Raw genomic sequence first — 23,068 nt, forward strand, 5'->3', positions numbered from 1 at the left:
TCAGCCCACCAGTCGCCTGAGCTCGAAGCTCGAGGTGCTGCCTATCTGGCTCATCAAGTACTGCACCAGCACACCGAAGCAGGCGACGACGATCAACAGGTCGAACAGGATCACAAGCTCGATCAACAACGGCATGCCGGGCACGAGGATCTGCGCGCCCAGGAAGATACCGTTCTCCAGCACCAGCAGACCGAGGATCTGGCTGATCGCCTCGTGCCGGACCGTGAGCATCAGGAAGCCGATGAGCTTCATCGACAGCATGACGGTGAGCGCCAGCACGGCGACCGTGCCGGCCAGGCCAAGCTCGCCGCCTATGCGGTAGGCTACGACCAGCGAGAAAACGACGGCCAGCGCGCCAACGACCAACGCCGTGCTCGGCCGCAGGATCTCGTGCAGCTCGCGGCTGACTTCAAGCCGCTTGATGATCCGCCACAGCAGGTAAGGCAGGAGCAGCCCGCGAAAGAGCGCCGTCAGGATGGCGATGAGGTAAAGCTCGGGATAGCCGGCATAGTAGCCGACCGATGCCGAAAGCCCAGCAATGACCCAGGACTCGCCGGCGAAAGCGTAGAGATAATTGTCGAGCCAGCGCGAACCGAGCATGACGAAGGCGAGCAGAAGGCTGACGATCGTCATCAGGCTGAAGAGCGATGCGGCGAGCGGGTCAAGATGCGCGATGACCATGGCGGGTATCTACCCTAGCTGTGTGCTGATGATGGCGACGACGGCGAGCAGGAATGAGGCGGCCAAAGGCTCCTGGTAGCGGTAGAAGCGCAGTCGCGACTGAACCGTCTCGACGACGATGACGGCGATGGCGACCAACAGGAACTTGGCCAGGACGCCGCCAAGGGCTCCCAACGCCCCGATAGCCGTCCCTCCGGCCGAAAGGCCCCAGGGCAGGATCAGGACATTGCAGAAGATCGTGTAGAGGATGAACTGCTTCATCATTGAGGCCCATTTGAGCAGCGCCAGAAGCGGTCCGGAATATTCGAGGATACGTGCTTCCTCGATCATATAGACCTCGATGTGGGTGCTCGAGTGGATCGGCAAGCGGTCTGTCTCGACCAGCAAGAGCACGAAGAAGGCCGCAACCAGGAAAAGGTGCGCGGGGCTCCAATAGACCGCCGGACTTTCCACCAGCAGATGGTTGACGACGAACGGGATCATCGCCTTGGCAAGCAGCGTGATGCCGACGAAGACGAGGATCAAAGTCGGTTCGGCGAGTATGGCGAGCATCACCGCTCGGCTCGACCCGATGCCGCCATAGGCGCTGCCGGAATCGAGGCCTGCCAGCACGACCATGAATGAGCCGAGGGTGAGGATCAGGCCGCCGCCAAGGATGTCTCCCATATCCGAATAGGGCAGGGGGTAATTCGTGAGCACCGGAATGAGGATCGGAACGGTCAACATGCAGGTGAAGGCGACGACCGGGGCTATCCAGAAGATCCAGGATGCCGTCTCGGGGACCACGATCTGCTTGCGGAACAGCTTGCGGAGGTCTCGATAGGGCTGGAGGACGCTCGGACCTTGCGAGCGTTGCACGCGTTCCTCCGCCCACAGGATGAAACCCTGCAGAAGCGGCGCGAAAGCCAGTACCGTCAGCAACTGGGCGATCTGCAATAGAATGTCGCGCATGCCCCTACGACGCTCCCGTTTCGTCAGCGCGGGGCAAATCGACCGCGCGAGCGGAATTCGGGCCACAATTGTCGTTTGGGGGAATGATCATTGGACTCCTCTCCATGCCTTTTAGCGGCACCAGAGGAGTCATCAGCCCTGAGGGCGGTTAAAAGGTGAACTCCATCACCTTTGGGCATCATATGGAATCCGGCGCCGAAAAGTCAACGGCATCGTTGCCTTCAACGCGCATTTACGAACGCCTGGCCGCGTCAACCGTCCGCGCGGCGGTTCATCATTTCCTGCCTGGCAAGTCCGGCTACCCTTTCGCACAGCTCTGAAAGCCGCATAGGAAGAAACGCCCGCGAGGTGATGTCCGATTGCGCAAATCTGGCGAAGGCCTCCATCGGGGAAAGTGCAACTGGCGGGCCGAAGCCCACCAGCCTGCCGCCAGCGTGGTTCAGCTTCAGGTCGAGGAAGACGCCTGCTATCTCAAATGAACCATCGCCTTTGCCGATCCGGAAAGGGGATCCGAGACCGGAACAGCGATCACGGTAGGCCAGCCAATAGAGGCGATGGAGTTCCGGTCGGGCCTCCACGAGCTGCCTTAGGACTGCGTCCGGAACGCCGTTGTACACTCGAAGCAAGAACGCAAGCACCAGATCCATGACGTTCTCGAAGGAATAGATGATGGCGTGACCCTTTCGCGGCGCCGTCTTTGATGACACGGGCAGCCCGAGCTTCCGAAGCGATTTTATGTAGTCGTTGAAGGTGTGCTCGCTCGTCGACCCGCGAAACCCCATCTCCACCAGTATCCGGACGACGCTTCCGTAGCGCAACTCGATGTTCGACAGCTCGGTCGGCCTGTCCGGTGGAGCTGCCCAGCGTTGCTTGTTCATCAATGCGATCTCAGCACGCATCATTGTCTGCACCAGCCCGTGCCGCATCTGTTCATGGAGGGAAATCTGTCAGCCGCACCTTCCCACCATGAATCACGCATGGCAGGAGTCATCAGCACCGCGGCGGTTAAAGGGGGACTCCATCCCCGCGCCAGAAAAGCTAGCAGACTTGGCCGCTCGGGACAAGGATTCACGCCAAACGGTAGTGCATCAGTTTGAAATGGCCGAGCTATCTGGCCTTCACGCCCGCCTTGCGGCTATTGAGGGCTTCGGCGCGTGGGCTTCCCGAATGGACGCGCCTAAAACGCGAGTGGGCGCCCGGCCTGTCGGGGGGTTGGGGGACTTGAGGGGACAGGCCGGGCCCTTGCCCCATTGCGGGGTAGAAAGGGATTATGCTCCGCCTTTGCAGCGACTGACATTAACATTTTCTAAGGCTTAGCTAAAAAGCCCGTCGAGGCAAATGACGTAAGCGACGGGCTTTTGGCGCACGCCAGATTTGCCTGTCACCCTGTAAGCGTCAGCCTCGCTGCGGTCCCCGGTAGCGGCGCAGCCAAAGCCTTGCCTGTCGCTCATACTAGCCGGCGGTCGGATCGCCCATCGTCCAACCGGCACGCAATCGCGACGACTGCACGTTTAGTTGACGCTTGGCTTAGGCCGCTGCGTTTTTGCGCGGGCCGTCTTGAAACACTGCCTGATAGAGATCCTGGCCGAAGCTGGTCCGCAACGGCTCGGCCTCGACAAGCTTGAACGTGCGCGTTCCGTCGGGCTCGCGTTCGGCGCGCAGGAACATGAGGTCATCAGACTTCCCGTCGACATAGGCATGTGCGAAGGCGTAGAGATGCGTGACGAAGACCATCTTGATCCCCTTCTTCAAAAGAACGTCGACGATCATCTTGGCGATCTCCGACCCCTCCCGGTCATTGGTCGCGGCGAAGGATTCGTTGAAGAGAACAAGGGAGTTTCCCGCCAGGACATCGGCAATCCGGCTCATGCGGCTCAACTCCTCGTCGAACTTGCCGCTCGTCATCGAACTGTCCTCCTCGCGCTTGTAGTGGGTGAAGACGCCGTCGCAGAGATTGGCGGAGAACGAGACGGCCGGCGCGAACATGCCGCATTGCATCATCAATTGTGCCAGGCCGAAGCTTCGCAGAAAGGTGGATTTGCCGCCGGTATTGGCCCCGGTGACTATGGTGAGAACCTTGCCTACGGCGTCGACGTCGTTGCCGACGACACGCTTCTCCATACTCAGCGACAGGCAGACGTCGTAGAGTCCCTCGAAGTGGTGGCGTCGCTCGCCAGCGTCGACTGGCACCGGGAACGCGATCGGCTCGCCCTTGGCGACGAGCCGCTGCCGCAGGTTAAGGCAGCCGATATAGAAAGCGAGTTCGGCGCGCAGCATGTGGAGGAAACTGAGGATATGCTCGGCTGACTGCGCCACGGCATTGGCGGCGATATTCAAGCCCCGGTCACGCAGCTCCGAAAGTGCCCTGGCGCCGGCATCGTCGCGTGGATCGAGTTGGAAAATGTAGGCTTCCTCCTTCGGCCCGAAAAGCCGCTGCAGCCAGCTTCGCTTCTCCGCTGACGGATTGCGTAGGATGTAGGATTTGGCCTTGTTTCCGTCCCCGAGTGTCGCGCTCAACAAGATGCCGTCCCGGAATTTCATCTGCTGCAGATGACGTGCCACGTCTTTCATGAAATCGCCGGCGAGTTCTTCCTTCAGCGTGTTGAAAAGGGTCGTGAACGCCTCCGAATGGAAGCGGGACAAGTTCGCGTCCGCCAGCGCCCTCAGATTCTGCAAGCCCTCCATCTGCCCCTCGAGCAATTCCACCGAATGGTTCAGGATTCCCGACGGATAGCTTCCGAGATAGAGCAGGCCACCCCTGGTGCGCCGCCCCTCGATCGTGGCCATCACGGTATCGTAGACGTCGCGGATGACGCCGCTGTTTTCGATGCAGTCCTTCAAGGCTTCCTGGCGGTAAAGGATCGTGGGAGCGTCGCTGCCGACACTGGCCAGGATCGCCACCTTGGCGACCTCGAAAAGGAATTTGTCTTCTCCCGCCATGGCGCGAAATAGCGTGTCGAGCTCCAGGTCCTGGACCAGATCGTCGGCGTTGCGGGGCAGTTTTGCCTTCAGGTCGAAATCGCGGTCGCGGTGCATCAGATGCGCTTTCATGGGCGGATCCTTTCGCTCAACCGCTCTTCGGTGAGGCCGTACTTCTCCGCGATCGACATCGCATAGGATCGGCCCGAGGCTGGGCGCCGAACGACCTTGTAAGTACGGGTGGCGGGGTTTGCCGGATCGACGGAGCTGACCATGCTGACCGTTGTCTCCGAGAAAGTCGCCAGTTCGTGGATGAAGGTGACCCACACGCAGGGCGTGTCCAGGTGGACGATCCTGCGCATGACCTTTTCGCTCAGGAACGTTGCATCCTGCAGCGTCGTCGAGGTGAAGATCTCGTTCATGATGACGACGCTCTGCGCGGTTGCCCGTTCGAGGATATCGTGCACCCGTACAAGGTCGTCCTGCAGCTTGCCGCGAAGGTTGGCAATATCCTCCTCGCGCTCGAAATGAGTGAAGACCGTGTCGAAGAGGAATAGCCGCACCTTTCGTCCCGGAACCGGCAGCCCGAGGCTCGCGAGATGGTGCATCTGGCCAAACATCCGGGCGAAGGTGGTCTTGCCTCCCTGGTTGGGACCGGACACGACCAGGATGCGCTCCTTGCCCGACAGTTCGTAGTCGTTGCACACGATCCGCGACTTGTCCGCGGACAGCTTGGCCGCCAGCGCGATGTCGAACGCATCGATTGCTTTGACTGCCTTGTCTTGGTCGGAAACAGCCGGGAGACTGAAGGCCAGGCCATCTTCCTTCAGTCGTCCGATATAATCGAGATAGGAGAGGTAGAACTGGATCTGGCGGTCGAACTCGGCCACCTTCGTGTCGAGAAACGCGTCTTTCTCGGCGCCAAAAAACCCGCGTAGGCGTGCAAAGATGTCCGGCCACAGAAGGCTGACGAATGCGAGGATCTTCTCCTCGACGTGGTTCATCTCCACCCAGTCCTGCAGTTTGCAGCTGTAATCCTTCACGTCGCCTTGCCGGAACTTGGCAAAAGTCTCCTCGATTTCCGCGCTGTAGTCCGTCTCTTCCCGATATTTGTGGACCTTGAGGCTCGAACCGTAGAGATAGACGCAATAATGGATGCCATCGAGGTCACGCCTGATCCCCTCGACCGTCGTTTGCAAGGATGAGAAGCGGCTGGAGCCGACATAATCCTGAATGTATCGGCAGAAGGCCTTCATGCCCTGCGAAGCGACGGTGGTGGGTCCCAGTTTGTCCGCCAACTCCGTCACGGCGCGGCAATAGGCGTTGGCCGCCTTCAGGAACCAGCTCTCCTTCTGAAGCCTGAAGCGGATCTTTTCCGCCTGAGCGAGATGCGCGCGCATCCCCCGCATGCTTTCCGCGAAAGCCCGCAGGAGCTTCAGCAGGTCCTCGTTTTCCAGGTCACGGACGATCTCATGGCGATAGGCCACCTCGTCCGTGGAGGTCAGGCTGATATGGAAATATCCCTCGAGGTCGTATTCCTTGCGGCCCGAGTTGATCGCGGCGACGACCTGGTCGAGGTTGAGATCGGCAAAGCATTCAGGCTGTCCCGCCTCATGCGCAGGCGGATATTTTTCCGGATGGAGGAAGAGGATGCTTTCGAAGGCGGCCATCTTGGGCGGCCGTTTCTGGGTAGGCCCCGCGCGTTTGGGAGCAACCAATGGCGGCGCTCGTCCAGCGCTCTTCCGAACCCTTGACGGAACACTCGAGTCAAAATCAGGCTGCGGCTTGGGCCCTGGGCGCTTGCGGATCTGGTCCATTTCACCACTCCTGCTCATCTTCAAGAGAGCAGGAGTTATCGGCCCGAGGCAGTTGTAGCGAACTCCACCGCTGTAGTCGTCAACGTAGGGAGCGTACCCACTACGGTCAAGGACTTCCTTGCGGTGTCGGGGGCCTGGTCGCCTGATTTTGGTGGATCGGCCGTCGCGCGACCGGTGCGCCCTCGCGCGTGACCTTGCGCTCGCCAGTGCGGCAAACGCCTACGCCACATAGCCGCCGCGCGGCTTCCTCATACTCCGGTGGTGGCCTTCAAGGAACCATGAGGTGAGGAGCGGGTTTGGTTGGCTGGATGCCGAAATGTTCGGCTTGGTCATTCTTCCAGAGGAGAACACGATGACAACCCCATGCAGAACCACTGCAGTTGCCGCCGCTTTGATGATGCTGGGCTCGCCGGCGCTTGCCCAGACGAGCGGGACACCAGTGCCCGGTGCGCCGGCGCAGGAGCAAGAAGCGCAACAGTCGCCAGAGCCGCACGGACAGTCCCAGGACTCTATGCGTGAAATGATGCGCCAGATGATGAGCGAGATGATGCAGGAAAGGATGCCAGATCGTGGTCCGCGCGCGCAACGGCCGGGAGGCGATCGTTGGCACCGCGACTTCCAAATGGGCTCGGAAGAGGGGCGCAGGATGATGGGAAGACCCGGCGGCATGAAAATGCGGATGATGCATGGTGCAGGGATGCGAATAATGTTCGCAGTCGTGGACGCCGACGGCGATGGCGCGCTTTCCAAGACCGAGGTTCAGGATTTCATTGGGCGGATATTCAACGCTGTCGACGAGAACGGTGACGGCAGCGTCGATATGGAGGAAATCCAGACCTTCTTCCACGGGTCGCGCAACGAGGATGCAGAGTAGACTGGCAGCCAACTGCCTCTACTGCTCGCCACGCCCGGGAGCAAGATTCGTAAGCGAGACGTGAGGTATGTCTCAAGCTGAGCTAGATATCCAGAGACGATTATCTCTTTCATCGCTCCGAAAAGCCACTCTCAAGACGCTTAAGTGCCAGATCGCGTGGCGCGCAAAGCGGTGAGCTTGACCGATCTCGGGCGGCCGTGGACACTGGGGACGGTGCACCAGCTTTTGATCAACGAAAAGTACATTGGCAACAACGTTTGGGGATGTACGACGGCCAACATCGTCCAAATGCGGTTCAGCCGCCTCAGTTTCCATCGGCGAACTACGTGGCTGGAAAGTGTCGCTGATCTCAGGTGCTCCGTCATTCGTTGTCAGATCCAGCGGAGAGTTACGAATCCTCGAGTTCACTTCCGGGCGCAAGCAGGCGATCGACCGGATCGTGGTCGGGAAGCCCGAAGTCGTCTATATACCACCGCAACTTCGAATGTTCGAATGCGTTGCTGCCTGCCAGTTCACCGCTTAAGCTGGCGCAGGCCTAGTCGGCCGTTTCGGCGTTGCAAAAGTACGTCGGCGTGAACAGGTTGGCCGAAGGCATCGGTAGTTAAACATCAAGGGGCAAGGCATTGGGTCGCAGGCAAGCGGATGCGGGGGTGCGGGACCTGCAGTTCGCCAGGAACCTGGATTGGAACCTGCTCAAATTCTTCCATGAGATCGCCAGCGCCCGCTCGGTCACCAACGCGGCGAAGGAGCTCAACCGCAAGCAGCCGGCGCTCAGCCTCGCCTTGCGGCGGCTGGAGGAGCGGCTGGGCGTCACACTCTGCCATCGCGGCCCCACCGGCTTTGAGCTGACGGAGGAGGGCCGCATCCTCGCAGAGCGCTGCCAGGAATTCGCCGACACCATCCGCGAGATCCCGGCGAGGCTTTCGGACGTCAAGGCCGAGATCCGCGGACATCTGAGGGTAATGTTGGTCTCCAATCTGGTCGCACCGGTGCTCGACGAGGCCATCGCCGCGTTCCATGCCAAGTATCCCGCGGTCGAGCTCATCGTCGAGGTGGCCGCCTGGACCGAGGTGGTCAATTCGCTGATCCAGCACAAGATCGACGTCGGTATTTCGCCGTCGCGCGTCAAGCGGGCCGAGCTTGCCTATCTGGACCTGTTTACCGAGATCCACCGACCATATTGCGGGCGCCCGCATCCGCTGTTCGGCAAGACCGTTGCCGAGCCGGCCGACCTCGCTGTGGAGGCCTTTGTGCTGACCGGCGCCGACGAGGGCGACGAACTGACCCAGTTCCGGGTCGAGCACGGGCTCGGCCGCAACATCGCCGGCATTTCCGATCATCTGGAAGAGGCCAAGCGCCTTGCGATTCTCGGCGTCGGCTTGTGCTTCCTGCCCGAAGGGTATGCGCAGCCCGATGTCGATGCTGGTCGGCTGTGGCCGCTGCTATCGGGAAGCAACGTGCCGTGCACCAACATGTTCGTAGTCACCGATCCGCAAAGCCCGTCCCATACGGCGCGCGAACTGTTCATCGCCGAAATCCTTGAGCAGTCGCAGCCAGGATGATCACGCAGGTGGCTGGGCCAGACAACCGGTTCCGGCCAAAGGGTGAAAGGTACATTAATTCCGTTAATGCCTCGCGTTCGATCTTTGGGCGTTGAGGGCAGAAGCGGCCCTTTCTATGGTCAAGCATGGCGACATTGCATAGGTCTCGTTGATGCTGCGGTAAGGCAAGGCGCGAGCAGCGTGTCGACCAGGGGAACACCTCGCAAAGGGGAATCAGACATGACCGCGCAAACTTCAATATCGCCCCGGCAGACGCTGCCGAACGAAACGCCGCCGGCCATCGCCGACGGGGTCGAGACCATGCTGTCCGTCACCGAGGCGGACATTGCCGACTACACCGAATCTGTCGTGCCGCAGGAGAAGCGGCGCTCGAACTTCCGCATGCTGGCCCAATTCCTTTCGATGCAAGCGGTGTTCGGCACCGTGCTCGTCGGCTACGGCGCGCGCTTCCAAGGCCTGACACTTTCCGAACTGACGGTGGCGATGCTGATCGCGGCCGCCGTGATGAGCCTCTACTGCATCGGCTCGGCCAATGCCGGCGCCGTCACCGGCCAGACGCATTCGGTCATGGCGCGCAGCATCTTCGGCACTATCGGCAGCGGCCTGGTATCGCTGCTCCTGATCGTCAACGGCATGGCCTTCTATCTTTTCACGGTGAAGTTCATCATCGACATCGCCGGCGGGCTGATGACGGTGCCGGCGGTCGGAGCGATCACCGCGCTCCTGGCCATCGTCATGATCGTCAACACTTATTTCGGCTTCGAGGGCGTGCAGCGCTTCGCCCAGTTCGTCGCCGTGCCCGTGATTCTGGTGTGGGGCATCTTCGCCACCATCCTGGCCTTCACCACCGTGTCCAGTAGCGTGCTTGCGGCTGTGCCGCATGTCGATTCGAAAACCGGGATGATCATGGTCATTGGCAGCATGGTCGGTCTGTCGACCTGGGGCAATGAGCCGGACTTCTTCCGCTATGCCAAGGCCGGCCGCGCCGCGTGGTGGAACATCCCGACCATCGTCATTTCGTACCTGGTCGGTGCGCTCTTGTTCCCAATCATGGGCTACATGATCGCGGCCCTCTCCAATCAGCCCGATTTCGGCCCGAGCATCAGCTATTTCGTCAACTTCACCATGTTCGGCAGCGCGTTGCTCGGCATCGCCGTCATCGTCATCAACCAGTGGGCGGTGCAGGACGGCAACCTCTATATCGCTGTAAACGGGGCGCAGAACGTGCTTTCTGGTATCCGTGGCTGGAAGCGCCAATACACGGTCGTCGGCCTTGGCCTGATCGCCTCGGTGCTGACCTTCTACCTGCCCAACTTGCAGGACACGTTCAACCTGACAACCAGCATCGGCTCGACCACCGTGCCGGTCGCCAGCACGATCATGGCCATCGACCTGTTCCTGCTGCCCTGGCTGTTCGGCATCAAGCGGCCGATGTTTCGCGTCGCCAACTGGAGCGAGCTTGGCATCGCCAACTGGCCAGGCGTCATCGCGCTCGCCGCCGGAACACTGGTCGGCGTCTACACAGCGGGCCTGATCCCGATGCTCAACAGCGACTATATTGGCTTCCCGGCCCTGCAGTCCTGGCTGACCGGCGCGGCCGTCTACCTGATCGGCGTGACGATCGTCCACAAACACGCCAACGTGAAGGCGCTGCTCGGCTTCGCCAGCATTTGAGCAGGCATCACTATCCGGAGGCCGCGGTCCGGCCTCCGGATTACCATACCCAGTCCCAGCCAGGCGTCCGACGCGGCTTGCCGCGCGACCGGGAGGAGTTGCCATGACGTCCCTCGATCTCATCATCCGGGCACCACGTGCCATCCTCCCCGATGCCGAGTGTGCCATCTCGGTCGGCGTTACCGGCGGCCGGATCGTCAGCATCGGAGCGCTCGACGCTCCGGCGAACGCCAAGGAAACCGTCAGGCTTGATGCCGACACCGTGCTTTTGCCAGGGCTCGTCGACAGCCATGTCCATATCTGCGAGCCCGGCAACACGGAATGGGAAGGCTTTTTGACCGCGACCCGCGCCGCGGCGGCCGGCGGCATCACCACGCTGGTCGACATGCCGCTGGACAGCGTGCCGACCACGGTGACGATCAACGCTCTGGCCGCCAAGCGCGCCGCCGCCGAAGGCCATTGCCATGTCGACGTCGGGTTCTGGGGCGGCGCCATCCCGTCGAACCTTGCCGATCTGCCAAAGCTGCATGCCGAGGGCGTGCTCGGCTTCAAGTCCTTCCTCTGCGACACCGGCACCGACGATTTTCCGGGCATTACGCCCCAGCATATGGAGAGCGTGATGCGGGTGGTGGCCGGGCTCGGCTCGATCTTCATCGTCCACGCCGAGAGCGCAGAGGCGATGGCCTCCATGCCCGATCTTCATACGCGCCGCTATGCCGACTATCTCGCCTCACGCCCAAAGGGCATCGAGAACCTGGCGATTGCCGAGGTCATCGAGGCAGCGCGCGCTAGCGGCGCCAGGGCTCACATTTTGCACCTGTCCAGCGCCGACGCGCTGCCGATGCTTGCCTCGGCCATCGCCGACGGCATTAAGCTCAGCGTCGAGACCTGCCCGCATTATCTCAGCCTGTGCGCCGAGGAGATCGGCGACGGCGAGACGGCCGCCAAGGTTGGCCCGCCGGTCCGCGAAGCGGCTAACCGCGAGAAGCTCTGGGCCGGCGTTGCCGAGGGCACGCTCAGCATGATCGTTTCGGATCATTCGCCTTGCACGCCCGCGATGAAGGACCCGGTATCAGGCGATTTCGGCGCGGCCTGGGGCGGAATCTCCTCGCTGCAGCTTGGCCTGCCGGTGACGTGGAGCGAAGCACAACGGCGCGGCCATTCACTGGTTGATGTCGTGCGCTGGATGGCCGAGCGCCCGGCGGCACTTGCCGGCCTGCCGCACAAGGGCCGGCTTGCCATTGGCGGCGACGCTGATTTCGCCGTGTTCTCACCCGATGCCGAGTTCGTCGTGGATGCGGCGAGCCTGCATCATCGCCATCCTATCACGCCCTATGCCGGCAGGCCGCTGAGAGGCGTCGTGCAGGAGACTTTCCTACGCGGCCACCGCATCGATCTGTTTGGCCGGCCGCGCGGCGCGCTGATCGTCAGGGAGGCGTCAGCTGCCCAGCCCCAGGAATTGAAAAGGAGTGCCTGAAATGAAGATCCTCGTCGTCAACGTCAACACCAGCCAGTCGATGTCCGATGTCATCGACGTCGCCGCCAAGGCCGCCGCATCCGCCGGCACCGATATTGTCACGCTGACGCCGTTCTTCGGCCCCGAGGCGGTGGACTGCAATTTCGAGAGTTACGTTTCGGCCGTCGCCGTCATGGACCGCGTGCTCGCCTATGACGAGCCGTTCGATGCGGTGGTCATGGCCGGCTTCGGCGAGCATGGCCGCGATGGGCTGCAGGAACTGATCGACGAGCCGGTGATCGAGATATGCGAGGCGTCCGCCCACATGGCGATGATGATCGGCCGCAGCTATTCCGTGGTCACCACGCTGCAGCGCTCGGTGCCGCCAATCGAGGATCGGCTGCGGCTCTCCGGCCTTGCCGATCGCTGCGCCTCGGTGCGCGCCAACGGCATGAGCACGCTGGAGGTCGACCAGGATCCGGCCGGCGCCATGCGCTCGATCGTCGAGGAAGCGCGCAAGGCGGTCGAGCAGGACCATGCCGAGGTGATCTGCCTCGGCTGCGCCGGCATGGCGGGGCTGGAGGATGCCATCACCTCGGAGCTCGGCGTGCCCGTGATCGACGGCGTCGCCGCCGCCGTCCGGTTCGCCGAAGCGGTTGTCGGCCTTGGGCTGAAGACCAGCAAGATTTCGACCTATGCGAGGCCCGACGCCAAGCGAATCATCGGCTGGCCGCTGTCCGAGGCGCTGGGGCTGGGGGCGCGTTCCGACATCCGTTCTGGCCTGCGCGCGGGAGGCCGTCGATGAACATGATCGGCAAGACCCCGGGCGAGGCGCAGGACGCCTATGCGATGCCGGAGCTGCAGGAGACTTTCGCGGCCGAGGTCGATCTCGCATCGCGCTGGCTGGGCGGCAGCGTGCTTGCGGCAAGCGACGAATCCTTCGGCGAGAAGGAAAGCCTGCTGACGCCGACGCCGTCGGCCTTCGTCCCCGGCAACTATGGTCCGCGCGGCGAGATCGTCGATGGCTGGGAGACCAGGCGAAGGCGCGAGCCCGGCCATGACTGGGCGCTGATCCGTCTGGGCGCAGCGGGCATCATCACCGCCGTCGACGTCGACACGTCCTTCTTCACCGGCAATTTCCCGACCACGTGCCTCATCGAGGCCTGCGGTGTCGAAGGTTATCCTAGCCCGAAGGCGCTGCAGTCCCTCGACACCGAATGGATCGAGATCGCGTCACGCTCGCCGCTCAAGGGCGATGCGCACAACCGCTTCGACGTCTCCGACCGGCGCCGCTTCACCCATGTGCGTCTCTCGGCCTTTCCGGACGGCGGCATCGCCAGGCTGCGCGTCTATGGCCATGTCGTGCCGGACCCGCGGATCTTCGACGGGCTCACCGTCGACCTCGCCAGCCAGGACCACGGCGGCCAGGTGGTGACAAGCAGCGACGGCTTCTACACTTCGGCCGCGATGCTGAATCGTCCCGACAAGGCACGCAACATGGGCGACGGCTGGGAAACGCGGCGCCGTCGCGACGACGGCAACGACCATGCCATCATCCGCCTGGCTCTGCCGGGCCGTGTGAGGCTGGTCGAGATTGACACCGCGCATTTCAAATACAACGCCTCGGCCGAGGTGGCGCTCTATGGCGCGCCTGGCGAGGGGATGCCGCAAGCGGATTCGGACGCTTGGGCACCTATGCTGTCGCGCCGGTCCCTGCAGCCGGACACGCGGCACGTCTTCATGCTGCCTGCGGGCGCGTCGCCAATCTCCTTCGTGCGGCTCGATGCCTTTCCCGACGGCGGGATTTCCCGCATCAGGCTGTGGGGCGCCGTGTACCCGGCCGCCAGGTGCGAGGCGGGCTATCGATGGTTCAACGCGCTGCCGGCTGAGCAGGCAAGATATGTACTGCTGGAGCAGGGAGCGTCGGCCGATCTGGCAGCGCGGCTGACGGCGGCGCGGCCGCTGACCAGAGACCCCATCGGCCGGTTCGCCGGCGGCGCGGCGTCCGATGCGGCCACTCTGGCGACCGTGAAGGCAATGCTGGATGGAGATACGCCCTGACTGGGCCTCATGTGCAATAGCGGTGTTCCGACACCCTATGTTGCATCGCGCGGGGCATTCTCGCCCTTTGCATGAGGTGACAAGACCTGGAAGCTGACCGCATCAACAATCGATTTGCCCTCAAGGACAATGGCGCGGTGGTCAGCGCGGGTTTAGCTGCAAGCCCATTTCCCCGATGCCAGTGACTCGATAGTTGCGACACTATTAGTGCTTGTGTGTGGCAAATGGGGTGCCGGGCCGCAGGCCCTGGCCAAAGAGGCTGCCTCTCCTGCGTTCTCTCGGTCAGTGGATGTCGTCCGAGACCCGTCCGTATGAGCCAGCGGTCATAGAGGCGACCTCGTAACAGTGTACGCCCGGGAGTACGAAAGGGAACGAATCGTGCCGACACGACGCTGATCCGCCTCGCCAATGACGATCTCGTCCTGATGGACTACGCGGACATGCGAGTCGCGGACGACCCGACCGACAAACGCATCGATCTCCCGAAGGCGCTCCACGACGAACTGGATGATGCTGGACGCGAGTCGTTCCGGGTCGTTGCCTTCACCCATCTCGACGACGATCACATCTGCGGCGCACGCGATTTCTTCTGGTTCGACCATGCCCGCATCCTACAGGGTGACGACCGTGTGAAGATCGATGAACTCTGGGTACCCGCTGCGGCAATCACCGAAACCGATCTCGAAGGCGACGCATGGACCATCCGCGCGGAGGCCCGCCACCGGCTGAAGGAAGGATATGGCGTTAAGGTGTTCTCGCCCAATACCTCGCCGAATGGGACCTGACTGTGGAAGATCGTGCGGACTGCATGGTCAATGCCGGAGAACTTGTCCCGGGTTTCACGAAGTGGGACGCGAGCCAGGCAGAATTCTTCGTCCACAGTCCGTTCGCCTGGCGCACCGACGAGGGTCTCGAAGACCGGAACGAGTGCTCCATCGTCGTGCAGATGACGGCACGTGAGGGAGCGAACGAGAGCTACGCCCTCCTTGGCGCGGACATCGACCATGAATCCCTGTCTCAGATCGTCCGGACAACGAGACTATGACAACGAGCATCGCCTGCAATGGGACGTGCTGAAGCTCTTCCACCACTGCTCGTACAAATCCCTGTCGCCTGAGAAGGGCGATGACATCACCGAACCCGTAGAGGACGTGAAGTGGCTATTCGAAGAACTGGCGCGGGAACAGGAGATCGTCGTCTCGCCGAGTTGGCCGATCCCCGCCAAGGGCACGCCCGAGGACAGCGACAAGCAGCCGCCGCACAGGCAGGCGGCGAACTACTACAAGAAGATCATCAAAGACTCGAACGGGCAGTTTAAGGTCACCATGGAAACCCGCCGAAGCGCCCAGCAGGTTGCGGATTTCCGGCTTACTGCCGGGGGTGAGCAGCCTTCATGTGTCGAACGAGCAATCTACCTTGACGTTGAGCGAGGTTCAGTGACGCGTCAGGGCAGGGACACACGTTGGCTTCCGAAAACACCCTGAAACTCGCGTAGGGACAAAGATTCAGGGCGCATCTAGCGGCGGCACCGGGTCTCAACTGCACCCGCTCGTCGAGCCACACGTGTCGCACTTCTCGCAGGTGCCGTTCCGCACCATGGTGAAGTTGTGGCATTCCGAGCATTCGTTGCCGGTGTAGCCCTGCAGCAGAGACTGCTGGCGCCTAGTTGCGGCGAGCTTCTTTGCCTCGGCCGCTTCGTTGGCGGCGGCGTCGGTGAATAAAGCCTCGGCGCCGCCGGCGGCTTCGGCTTCCTGTTCGACCATATCTTCGGCCAGCTCCCTGGCGCGCTCTTCATAGTCGCGCTTGTAGGCTAGCGCCTCGTCGCTTGCCGGCTTCAGCGCCAGCACGTTGGAACCGGCGAAGGCGGTGGGCGCGGCGCGGGCAGGGGCCGTGGTCGGGGTTGAGCCGCCAAAACCCTTGGGCTCGCTGCCGATGCCCGACACCAGCTTCACCGGCGAGGCGCCGCGATAGAGGCCCTTGGAGAAAGGCGTCGCCTTGCCTTCGGTGATGCCGCGGCCAAGCGCGGTCTTGTCGAAATCCGACTGGTCGACATGGGCGAGGTCGTGGCGGCCGAGATAGGAGACGGCGAGCTCGCGGAACACGTAGTCGAGGATCGACGTGGCGTTCTTGATCGCGTCGTTGCCCTGCACCATGCCGGCCGGCTCGAACTTGGTGAAGGTGAAGGCCTCGACATATTCGTCGAGCGGCACGCCATATTGCAGGCCGAGCGAGATTGCGATGGCGAAGTTGTTCATCATCGCGCGGAAGGCGGCACCTTCCTTATGCATGTCGATGAAGATCTCGCCCAGGCGGCCGTCGTCGAACTCGCCGGTGCGCAGGTAGACCTTGTGGCCGCCGACGACGGCCTTCTGGGTGTAGCCCTTGCGGCGGTTCGGCAGTTTCTCGCGGTCGCGGTAGAGACGCTCGATGACGCGCTCGACGATCTTTTCGGTCACCTGCACGGCGCGCTGGGCGGCGGGCGCCGCGATGAACTGCTCGACCGCCTCGTCCTCGTCGTCCTCGCCGTCGGCGAGCAACGAGGCATTGAGCGGCTGCGAGAGCTTCGAGCCGTCGCGATAGAGCGCGTTGGCCTTCAGCGCCAGCTTCCACGACAGCATGTAGGCGCCCTTGGCATCCTCGACCGTCGCGTCGTTGGGCATGTTGATGGTCTTGGAGATGGCGCCCGAGATGAAGGGTTGGGCCGCGGCCATCATCAGGATGTGGCTGTTGATCGACAGCGAGCGCTTGCCGATCTTGCCGCAGGGGCTGGCGCAGTCGAACACCGCAAGATGCTCGGCCTTCAGGAACGGCGCGCCTTCCAGCGTCATGGCACCGCAGACATGGATGTTGGCGGCGTCGATGTCCTTCTTGGAGAAGCCAAGAGCCGGCAGCATCTCGAAGGATAGGTCGCCGAGCTGCTCGTCGGTGAAGCCGAGCGTCTCCTTCACCCAGTCGGCGCCCAGCGTCCACTGGTTGAACACGAACTTGATGTCGAAGGCCGACTTCAGCGCCGCGTTCAGCGCCGCGATCTTCTCGTCGGAGAAGCCCTTGGCCTTGAGCGAACCGGGATTGATGCCGGGCGCCTGGTTGAGGTTGCCGTGGCCGACAGCGTAAGCCTCGATCTCGGCGATCTGGCTTTCGGAGTAACCAAGCGTCCTGAGCGCTTCCGGCACGGCGCGGTTGATGATCTTGAAGTAGCCGCCGCCGGCGAGCTTCTTGAACTTCACCAGCGCGAAGTCGGGCTCGATGCCGGTGGTGTCGCAATCCATGACCAGGCCGATCGTGCCGGTCGGCGCGATGACGGTCGCCTGCGCGTTGCGATAGCCATGCTCTTCGCCAAGCTCGATGGCGCGGTCCCAGGCGGCTTTGGCATGGGTGGCCAAATCCTGCTGCTTCAGGTCTGACGCGACGAGAGGCACCGGATTGACGGCGAGTTTTTCGTAACCGTCCTTGTCGCCATAGGCGGCGCGGCGGTGGTTGCGCATGACGCGCAGCATGTTCTGGGCGTTGCGGTCGTAATCCGGGAAGGCGCCGAGCTCGGAGGCCATCTCGGCCGAGGTCGAGTAGGCGACGCCGGTCATGATAGCGGTGAGCGCGGCGCAGATGGCGCGGCCTTCGTCGGAGTCATAGGGAATGCCCGAGGTCATCAGCAGGCCGCCGATATTGGCGTAGCCGAGGCCGAGCGTGCGGTAGTCGTAGGAGAGCTTGGCGATCTCCTTGGACGGGAACTGCGCCATCATCACCGAGACTTCGAGCACGACGGTCCACAGCCGAACGGTGTGCTCGTAAGCCGCGATGTCGATCGTGCCGTCTTCGTTGCGGTAAGGCAAAAGGTTGATCGAGGCGAGGTTGCAGGCCGTATCGTCGAGGAACATGTATTCCGAGCACGGGTTGGAGGCCCGGATCGCACCGGCGGAAGCGCAGGTGTGCCAGTCGTTCATCGTCGTGTTGAAATGGAGGCCGGGATCCGCCGACGCCCAGGCGGCGTAGCCGATCTTTTCCCACAGGTCGCGCGCCTTCAGCGTCTTCAGCACCTTGCCGTCCTTGCGGGCGGTGAGCTGCCAGTCGCCATCGGCTTCCACGGCGCGCAGGAAATTGTCCTTCAGCGACACCGAATTGTTGGAGTTCTGGCCGGAGACGGTGAGGTAGGCGTCCGAATCCCAGTCGGTATCGTAGGTCTTGAACGACATCGAGGTGTAGCCCTGGCGGGCGAACTGGATGACGCGGTAGATGTAGTTCTCCGGCACGGCGTCCTTCTTGGCCGCCTTGATCTCGCGCTTCAGCGCGGTGTTCAGCGCCGGGTCGAAGCAGTCGTCGTCATGGCCTTCGCAATTGACGCAGGCCTTCATGATCGCTTCAAGATGCTTCTTGACGATCTTCGAGCCGGTCACCAGCGAGGCGACCTTCTGCTCTTCATTGACCTTCCAGTCGATGAAATCCTCGATATCGGGGTGGTCGGCGTCGACGATGACCATTTTTGCCGCGCGTCGCGTCGTGCCGCCCGACTTGATGGCGCCCGCCGCGCGGTCGCCGATCTTGAGGAAGCTCATCAGGCCGGACGAGCGGCCGCCGCCGGACAGCTTCTCGCCTTCGCCGCGCAGCATCGAGAAGTTCGAGCCGGTGCCGGAGCCGTATTTGAACAGGCGCGCCTCACGCACCCACAGGTCCATGATGCCGCCCTCGTTGACGAGGTCGTCCTGCACGCCCTGGATGAAGCAGGCATGCGGCTGCGGGTGCTCGTAGGAGGACTTCGACTTGGTCAGCTTGCCGGTGAAAGGGTCGACATAGAAGTGGCCCTGGCTCGGACCGTCGATGCCATAGGCCCAGTGCAGGCCGGTGTTGAACCATTGCGGCGAATTCGGCGCGACGCGCTGGGTAGCCAACATATAGGCGAGCTCGTCGCGGAAGGCGCGCGCGTCGTCCTCGGACTTGAAGTAGCCGCCCTTGTATCCCCAATAGGTCCAGGTGCCGGCAAGACGGTCAAAGACCTGGCGGGCGTCGGTTTCGGAACCATAGCGCTCGGCCTCGGGCAGCTTGGCGAGCTCGGCCTCGTCGGCGACGGAGCGCCACAGGAAGGAGGGGACGTCGTTCTCCTCGACCTTCTTCAGGCGCGCCGGCACGCCGGCCTTGCGGAAATACTTCTGCGCCAGGATGTCGGCCGCGACCTGGCTGAACTGCGCCGGCACATCGATGTTGTCCAAGCGGAACACCACCGAACCGTCGGGATTCTTGATCTCCGACAGGGCCTTGCGGAATTCGATCTCCGCATAGGCAGACTGGTCTGGCTTGGTGAAGCGACGCTCGATGCGCATTGGTCCGGTCCCTTTTGTCTATATATAGCGCTTTTCCCCGGGGATTTCTGCCCCGCATAGCGAAAAGCGCAGTCCGCCGTTTGCCGGCATCGCAGGCGACGCCGACACTCTCCTCGTCGCGGGCGCAGCCATGCAGACAGGCAAACGCCTTGCCAGGCGCTTACCCAGGTTGCAGGCCGACCCGCGGGTCCCTCGAAACTGAAACTTTTGTCGATTCCCTCCGTAGAGGAGGTTCACACTATCTAGCGTTGAGCCTGCCTGCAAACACTAAATATAGTGTTAACAGATCATTTTTTCCAGGCCGACAATTCTCCCTTTCGCCCACCCAAGCCCTAACGATCCCAACGCTTCCGCCAGCCTCGTGAACAGGCGGAAATCCGGGCAAAACGCACAAAATCCGGGGAAAAAGACCGGCCTCAAAACTCTCCGGTCGCGCCCGCAACAGGAGCGCATGGCCTATAAAAAGCGACTCGGTCCGACCCGTCAAGGATTCGTTTTTGTAGCTTTTGTGACCTCAACATCTTGTGTGTCACATATGTGGATAACGGGGACACGCAAAGCCCTGCCCTGCAGGCACTTGACGCGGTTTATCAGCCTGCCGCCAAGCGTGGCCGGCCGGCGGCTTTTCATTTTAGCTGGCTTGCACTATCTGTTGCGTTCGCGCGGGGGCGCGCCTTGTCAACATCAAAAGCATCCGTTACGCCCCGCTCATGACAGTTACCGTACGTTTTGCCCCATCGCCAACCGGCCGCATCCATATCGGCAATGCGCGCACCGCGCTGTTCAACTGGCTGTTCGCCATGAACAACAAGGGCCGTTTCATCCAGCGCTTCGACGACACCGACATTGCCCGTTCGAAGCAGGAATACGCCGATTCCATCCTCTACGACCTGCATTGGCTGGGCATCTTCCCGGACGTCACCGAGTACCAGTCGCGCCGCTTCGATATCTACGACGCGGCGGTCGAGCGGCTGAAGGCGGCGCGGGTGCTCTATGCCTGCTATGAAACGCCCGAAGAGCTCGATCTGCGCCGCAAGGTGCGCCGCACGCGCGGCCTGCCGCCGGTCTATGGCCGCGAGGCGCTGACGCTGACGCCGGAGCAGGTGGCCGAGTACCAGGCGGACGGCCGCAGGCCGCACTGGCGCTTCCTGCTGCCCAATTTCACCAGCGATCCGCTGCAGCCGGAGCGTACCGAAGTGCATTGGAACGACCTGGTGCGCGGCGAGGAGACTGTCGATCTCGCTTCGCTGTCGGATCCCGTGCTTGTGCGCGAGGACGGCACCTATCTCTATACGCTGCCTTCGGTGGTCGACGACATCGAGATGGGCGTCAGCCATGTCATTCGCGGCGACGACCATGTCACCAACACCGGCGTTCAGATCGCTATCTTCAGGGCGCTGGACGCCGAGCCGCCGGTGTTCGGCCACCACAATCTGCTCACCACCGTGTCGGGCGAGGGGCTGTCAAAGCGCAGCGGCGCGCTGTCGATCGAAAGCCTGCGCGAGGACGGCATCGAGCCGATGGCGGTCGCCTCGCTGGCCGTGCTTGTCGGCACGTCCGAAAATGTCACGGCCGCGCATGACCTCAATGAGCTTGCCGGCCATTTCGACCCGGCGGCGACCTCCAAGTCCGCCTCCAAGTTCGATCCGGACGAGCTGTTCGTGCTCAACCGCACGCTGATGCATCATATGTCGTTCGAGGAAGCGCGCGACCGGCTGATGGTGCTCGGCATTTCCGGCGACAAGGCCGAGCCGTTGTGGATGGCGGTGCGCGGCAATCTCGACCGCCTGTCGGACGCGCTCGCCTGGTGGCAAATCCTGAGCGACGGACCGCAGGAGCCGGCGGAATTTTCCGGCGAGGACCGCGACTTTCTCAATCAGGCGTTCGATGTTCTCCCGGAGGAACCTTGGAACGGCACGGTCTGGAAGGACTGGACGGGCAAGATCAAGGAAGCCACGGGTCGCAAGGGCAAGCCGCTGTTCATGCCGCTGAGACTGGCCCTTACTGGGCGGACTTCGGGGCCGGAGCTTTCAGATCTATTGCCGCTGATGGGTCGGGAAGGAACGCTGGCCCGACGACCCTGACCTTGCGCTGATCCGGCGGCAACGCCGAGACCGGCGACACCGGTGCCTTGGTGGTCAGCCGCTTGATAGCGTCCTGGTCGAGCCCGCCTTCAATGTTGGCGAGCGTTTCGGGATCGGCGCCCGGATCGAGTTTGGTCGCCGGCACCGGAACGAAAGGCGTTGCCTCGCTCTCCGGCTGCGACTGTTCGGGATTGGGCGGGTTGCCGCCAATGATCGTGAAGTTGCCAGCCTGCGCGTTGCAGCCGCAGGTCGGCGGCCGCGAATAATTGGCCTGCTTGTAGAGATAGGCGGTCGGCAGTTCGCTGTAGGGACGGCCGTTGGCCGAGGAGGTCATCAACCCGGAGTCGTCGTCCACTCCACGCGAATAGAAGACCTGCATCTCAGTGCCCGGGCAGCTCGATTCGCAATTCTTCTGGTCGCGCTCGAAGTCGCCGGCAGAGGCGGCGTTGGACATCGGGAAGAAATAGCCGTCGCAGGTGCGCACGCACATCGTGTGGAACTCGCCGCCCAACCGGGGCAGGTCCATGCCGTCAGGCTGGTTGATAACGCGGCGGAAGTTGCGCACGCTGGGATCATCGGAGGGTATGTCGGCCGCGTCCGGCGCATCGGGCGTTTCCAGTTGCTGATCCTGGCGGCCGAAAAGCTGCTCGAAAAGATTGCCGCCGCCACCGTCGCGAACGGCCTCCTGAAGCGGGGCGCGGCGCGGCGCGATCTCATCGTCGCGGCAGCCATTGGCATCGAGCGCCGCCAGGATGCGGCCGCGGTCGCGCCGTGTGCCGCCGGCGGCCAGCCGCTCGCGCTTGGCCTGCAGCGTGTCGAGATTGGCGTTCATGCGCTGGATCGACGCATCGATCGCCGCGCATTGGCTGACATTGCGCGAAAACAGCGTGAAGCCACAGCTGGCATCGCTCGCCCGGCCGCGGGCCTTGGCAAGCTGCTCGCGCTGGCGAGCGATGGCGTCGTCATATTTGCCGACGAGGCCTGGGCCTCCACCTCCACCGCGCGTTGCCGCGAGTTCAGCTTCGAGTTGCCGGCAGATGCGGGAAGCTGCGTGGGATTCGGTCACGACGCCAGCCGACGTCGCCAGCGCTGCAAGCAGCGCCGCGAGATGCGTCAGCTTCAACCCTTTCATCCGCCTGGAATCCCGATTGCCCGTGGCCGGAAGGCTACGTGTTCGTGGTTAACTGTTCCCTAGTAAAGCCACACCGATGCCAGCAAAAGCATGACGATTCCAACAAACGCGACGTTCCAAACGAGCGAGCGAAGCAGGGGAACGCCGAACGCATAGAGCGGGAGATAGAGCAGCCTGGCCGAAAAATAGAGGCCGGCTCCCCATTTGCTGAGCGCGGTCTCGTGGCCAGCCGCGTGGACAAGAAAAACCGCCGCCACGAACACCGGAAATGTCTCGGCGAAATTTCGCAATGCCCTTTCCAGGCGCCCCGCCATCCCTGTGAGCGGAGGGACTTCGGCGTCTCGCGCGCTGGCCGTCCAGCGGTAACCTCGCTGGAAGCTCGCCGAATGTGAGGCGAGAACTATGTGAATGAAACAAAGCACGCAACTTGCGGCGAGCATGGCCAGTTCGAAGCTCATTCACCCCCCTCGCACCTGCCCATTCGCTTCGGAACGATGGCCGCCACCAAACTTACAATGAAGCACCATCGGTGTTTTCAGCCAGAG

General features: G+C 62.5%; 17 protein-coding genes, 1 pseudogene and 2 riboswitches. Of the genes and pseudogenes, 10 read left to right on the top strand and 8 right to left on the bottom strand.

All coding sequences use genetic code 11. The annotated features are described in order from the left end of the window. The 5 genes from RFM68_RS27570 to RFM68_RS27590 form a co-directional block, all read right to left on the bottom strand. A complete protein-coding gene (locus tag RFM68_RS27570) occupies positions 1 to 681 on the bottom strand; it encodes a hypothetical protein (RefSeq protein WP_320236167.1) in 681 nt (226 codons plus the stop codon). A 9-nt stretch (positions 682 to 690) separates the two neighbouring features. Next, positions 691 to 1,632, bottom strand: a complete 942-nt coding sequence (locus RFM68_RS27575) for a respiratory chain complex I subunit 1 family protein (protein ID WP_320236168.1) — start codon at positions 1,630 to 1,632, stop codon at positions 691 to 693. A 116-nt stretch (positions 1,633 to 1,748) separates the two neighbouring features. Further along, a riboswitch (Fluoride riboswitch) is annotated at positions 1,749 to 1,811 on the bottom strand. Between the two features lie 72 nt (positions 1,812 to 1,883). After that, complete coding sequence (locus RFM68_RS27580) at positions 1,884 to 2,534, bottom strand: hypothetical protein (RefSeq protein WP_320236169.1); 651 nt, start codon at positions 2,532 to 2,534, stop codon at positions 1,884 to 1,886. 72 nt (positions 2,535 to 2,606) lie between these two features. Beyond that, a riboswitch (Fluoride riboswitch) is annotated at positions 2,607 to 2,667 on the bottom strand. 492 nt (positions 2,668 to 3,159) lie between these two features. After that, on the bottom strand, positions 3,160 to 4,683 hold the full coding sequence (locus RFM68_RS27585; protein WP_320236170.1) for a MutS-related protein: 1,524 nt from the start codon (positions 4,681 to 4,683) through the stop codon (positions 3,160 to 3,162). Then, positions 4,680 to 6,221 (bottom strand): MutS-related protein, encoded by a 1,542-nt coding sequence (locus RFM68_RS27590; protein ID WP_320236171.1) that lies wholly within the window; start codon positions 6,219 to 6,221, stop codon positions 4,680 to 4,682. Before RFM68_RS27590 ends, RFM68_RS27585 begins: the two co-directional genes overlap by 4 nt. A 463-nt stretch (positions 6,222 to 6,684) precedes the next feature. On the opposite strand from RFM68_RS27590, the gene RFM68_RS27595 reads away from it, so the two are divergent. The 9 genes and pseudogenes from RFM68_RS27595 (at position 6,685) to RFM68_RS27630 (ending at position 15,479) form a co-directional block, all read left to right on the top strand. Continuing rightward, a complete protein-coding gene (locus RFM68_RS27595; protein WP_320236172.1) occupies positions 6,685 to 7,242 on the top strand; it encodes an EF-hand domain-containing protein in 558 nt (185 codons plus the stop codon). A 177-nt stretch (positions 7,243 to 7,419) separates the two neighbouring features. Further along, positions 7,420 to 7,504: pseudogene (locus tag RFM68_RS33840) on the top strand (hypothetical protein); the annotation flags it as partial. A gap of 388 nt (positions 7,505 to 7,892) precedes the next feature. Beyond that, entirely contained in the window at positions 7,893 to 8,804 is a 912-nt protein-coding gene (locus tag RFM68_RS27600; RefSeq protein ID WP_320236173.1) for a LysR family transcriptional regulator, read from the top strand. Between the two features lie 219 nt (positions 8,805 to 9,023). After that, on the top strand, positions 9,024 to 10,478 hold the full coding sequence (locus tag RFM68_RS27605) for a purine-cytosine permease family protein (RefSeq protein WP_320236174.1): 1,455 nt from the start codon (positions 9,024 to 9,026) through the stop codon (positions 10,476 to 10,478). A 103-nt stretch (positions 10,479 to 10,581) separates the two neighbouring features. Continuing rightward, the gene (gene allB, locus RFM68_RS27610; RefSeq protein ID WP_320236175.1) at positions 10,582 to 11,955 is read left to right on the top strand and encodes an allantoinase AllB; all 1,374 of its coding nucleotides are present in this window, start codon (positions 10,582 to 10,584) and stop codon (positions 11,953 to 11,955) included. Between the two features lies 1 nt (position 11,956). Next, the gene (locus RFM68_RS27615; RefSeq protein WP_320236176.1) at positions 11,957 to 12,739 is read left to right on the top strand and encodes an aspartate/glutamate racemase family protein; all 783 of its coding nucleotides are present in this window, start codon (positions 11,957 to 11,959) and stop codon (positions 12,737 to 12,739) included. Then, positions 12,736 to 13,995 (top strand): allantoicase, encoded by a 1,260-nt coding sequence (gene alc, locus RFM68_RS27620; RefSeq protein WP_320236177.1) that lies wholly within the window; start codon positions 12,736 to 12,738, stop codon positions 13,993 to 13,995. Before RFM68_RS27615 ends, alc begins: the two co-directional genes overlap by 4 nt. A gap of 440 nt (positions 13,996 to 14,435) precedes the next feature. Next, the gene (locus tag RFM68_RS27625; RefSeq protein ID WP_320236178.1) at positions 14,436 to 14,780 is read left to right on the top strand and encodes a hypothetical protein; all 345 of its coding nucleotides are present in this window, start codon (positions 14,436 to 14,438) and stop codon (positions 14,778 to 14,780) included. A gap of 219 nt (positions 14,781 to 14,999) precedes the next feature. Continuing rightward, positions 15,000 to 15,479: a hypothetical protein gene (locus RFM68_RS27630; RefSeq protein ID WP_320236179.1), complete on the top strand. Its 480-nt coding sequence runs from the start codon at positions 15,000 to 15,002 to the stop codon at positions 15,477 to 15,479. A gap of 51 nt (positions 15,480 to 15,530) precedes the next feature. On the opposite strand, the gene RFM68_RS27635 is transcribed toward RFM68_RS27630, so the two are convergent. Then, positions 15,531 to 19,307, bottom strand: coding sequence for a vitamin B12-dependent ribonucleotide reductase (locus RFM68_RS27635; protein WP_320236180.1), 3,777 nt, complete (start codon positions 19,305 to 19,307; stop codon positions 15,531 to 15,533). A 710-nt stretch (positions 19,308 to 20,017) separates the two neighbouring features. Here RFM68_RS27635 and gltX point away from each other — a divergent pair. Next, the gene (gltX, locus tag RFM68_RS27640; protein WP_320236181.1) at positions 20,018 to 21,391 is read left to right on the top strand and encodes a glutamate--tRNA ligase; all 1,374 of its coding nucleotides are present in this window, start codon (positions 20,018 to 20,020) and stop codon (positions 21,389 to 21,391) included. On the opposite strand, the gene RFM68_RS27645 is transcribed toward gltX, so the two are convergent. Then, entirely contained in the window at positions 21,309 to 22,523 is a 1,215-nt protein-coding gene (locus RFM68_RS27645; protein WP_320236182.1) for a DUF2865 domain-containing protein, read from the bottom strand. The genes gltX and RFM68_RS27645 overlap by 83 nt on opposite strands. A 59-nt stretch (positions 22,524 to 22,582) precedes the next feature. Next, positions 22,583 to 22,981 carry an MAPEG family protein gene (locus RFM68_RS27650; protein WP_320236183.1) on the bottom strand — a complete coding sequence of 133 codons (399 nt, stop codon included), beginning with the start codon at positions 22,979 to 22,981 and terminating at the stop codon, positions 22,583 to 22,585. Positions 22,982 to 23,068: the final 87 nt, after the last annotated feature.

The organism is Mesorhizobium montanum (assembly GCF_033977145.1).
In the GTDB taxonomy this organism is placed as follows: domain Bacteria; phylum Pseudomonadota; class Alphaproteobacteria; order Rhizobiales; family Rhizobiaceae; genus Mesorhizobium; species Mesorhizobium montanum.

Excerpts from the sequence above, each read along its gene's own strand:
- RFM68_RS27570 (WP_320236167.1), bottom strand. The coding sequence starts at position 681 with ATGGTCATCGCGCATCTTGACCCGCTCGCCGCATCGCTCTTCAGCCTG.
- RFM68_RS27575 (WP_320236168.1), bottom strand. The coding sequence starts at position 1,632 with ATGCGCGACATTCTATTGCAGATCGCCCAGTTGCTGACGGTACTGGCT.
- RFM68_RS27580 (WP_320236169.1), bottom strand. The coding sequence starts at position 2,534 with ATGATGCGTGCTGAGATCGCATTGATGAACAAGCAACGCTGGGCAGCT.
- RFM68_RS27585 (WP_320236170.1), bottom strand. The coding sequence starts at position 4,683 with ATGAAAGCGCATCTGATGCACCGCGACCGCGATTTCGACCTGAAGGCA.
- RFM68_RS27590 (WP_320236171.1), bottom strand. The coding sequence starts at position 6,221 with ATGGCCGCCTTCGAAAGCATCCTCTTCCTCCATCCGGAAAAATATCCG.
- RFM68_RS27595 (WP_320236172.1), top strand. The coding sequence starts at position 6,685 with ATGTTCGGCTTGGTCATTCTTCCAGAGGAGAACACGATGACAACCCCA.
- RFM68_RS27605 (WP_320236174.1), top strand. The coding sequence starts at position 9,024 with ATGACCGCGCAAACTTCAATATCGCCCCGGCAGACGCTGCCGAACGAA.
- allB (WP_320236175.1), top strand. The coding sequence starts at position 10,582 with ATGACGTCCCTCGATCTCATCATCCGGGCACCACGTGCCATCCTCCCC.
- RFM68_RS27615 (WP_320236176.1), top strand. The coding sequence starts at position 11,957 with ATGAAGATCCTCGTCGTCAACGTCAACACCAGCCAGTCGATGTCCGAT.
- alc (WP_320236177.1), top strand. The coding sequence starts at position 12,736 with ATGAACATGATCGGCAAGACCCCGGGCGAGGCGCAGGACGCCTATGCG.
- RFM68_RS27625 (WP_320236178.1), top strand. The coding sequence starts at position 14,436 with ATGCGAGTCGCGGACGACCCGACCGACAAACGCATCGATCTCCCGAAG.
- RFM68_RS27630 (WP_320236179.1), top strand. The coding sequence starts at position 15,000 with ATGAATCCCTGTCTCAGATCGTCCGGACAACGAGACTATGACAACGAG.
- RFM68_RS27635 (WP_320236180.1), bottom strand. The coding sequence starts at position 19,307 with ATGCGCATCGAGCGTCGCTTCACCAAGCCAGACCAGTCTGCCTATGCG.
- gltX (WP_320236181.1), top strand. The coding sequence starts at position 20,018 with ATGACAGTTACCGTACGTTTTGCCCCATCGCCAACCGGCCGCATCCAT.
- RFM68_RS27645 (WP_320236182.1), bottom strand. The coding sequence starts at position 22,523 with ATGAAAGGGTTGAAGCTGACGCATCTCGCGGCGCTGCTTGCAGCGCTG.
- RFM68_RS27650 (WP_320236183.1), bottom strand. The coding sequence starts at position 22,981 with ATGAGCTTCGAACTGGCCATGCTCGCCGCAAGTTGCGTGCTTTGTTTC.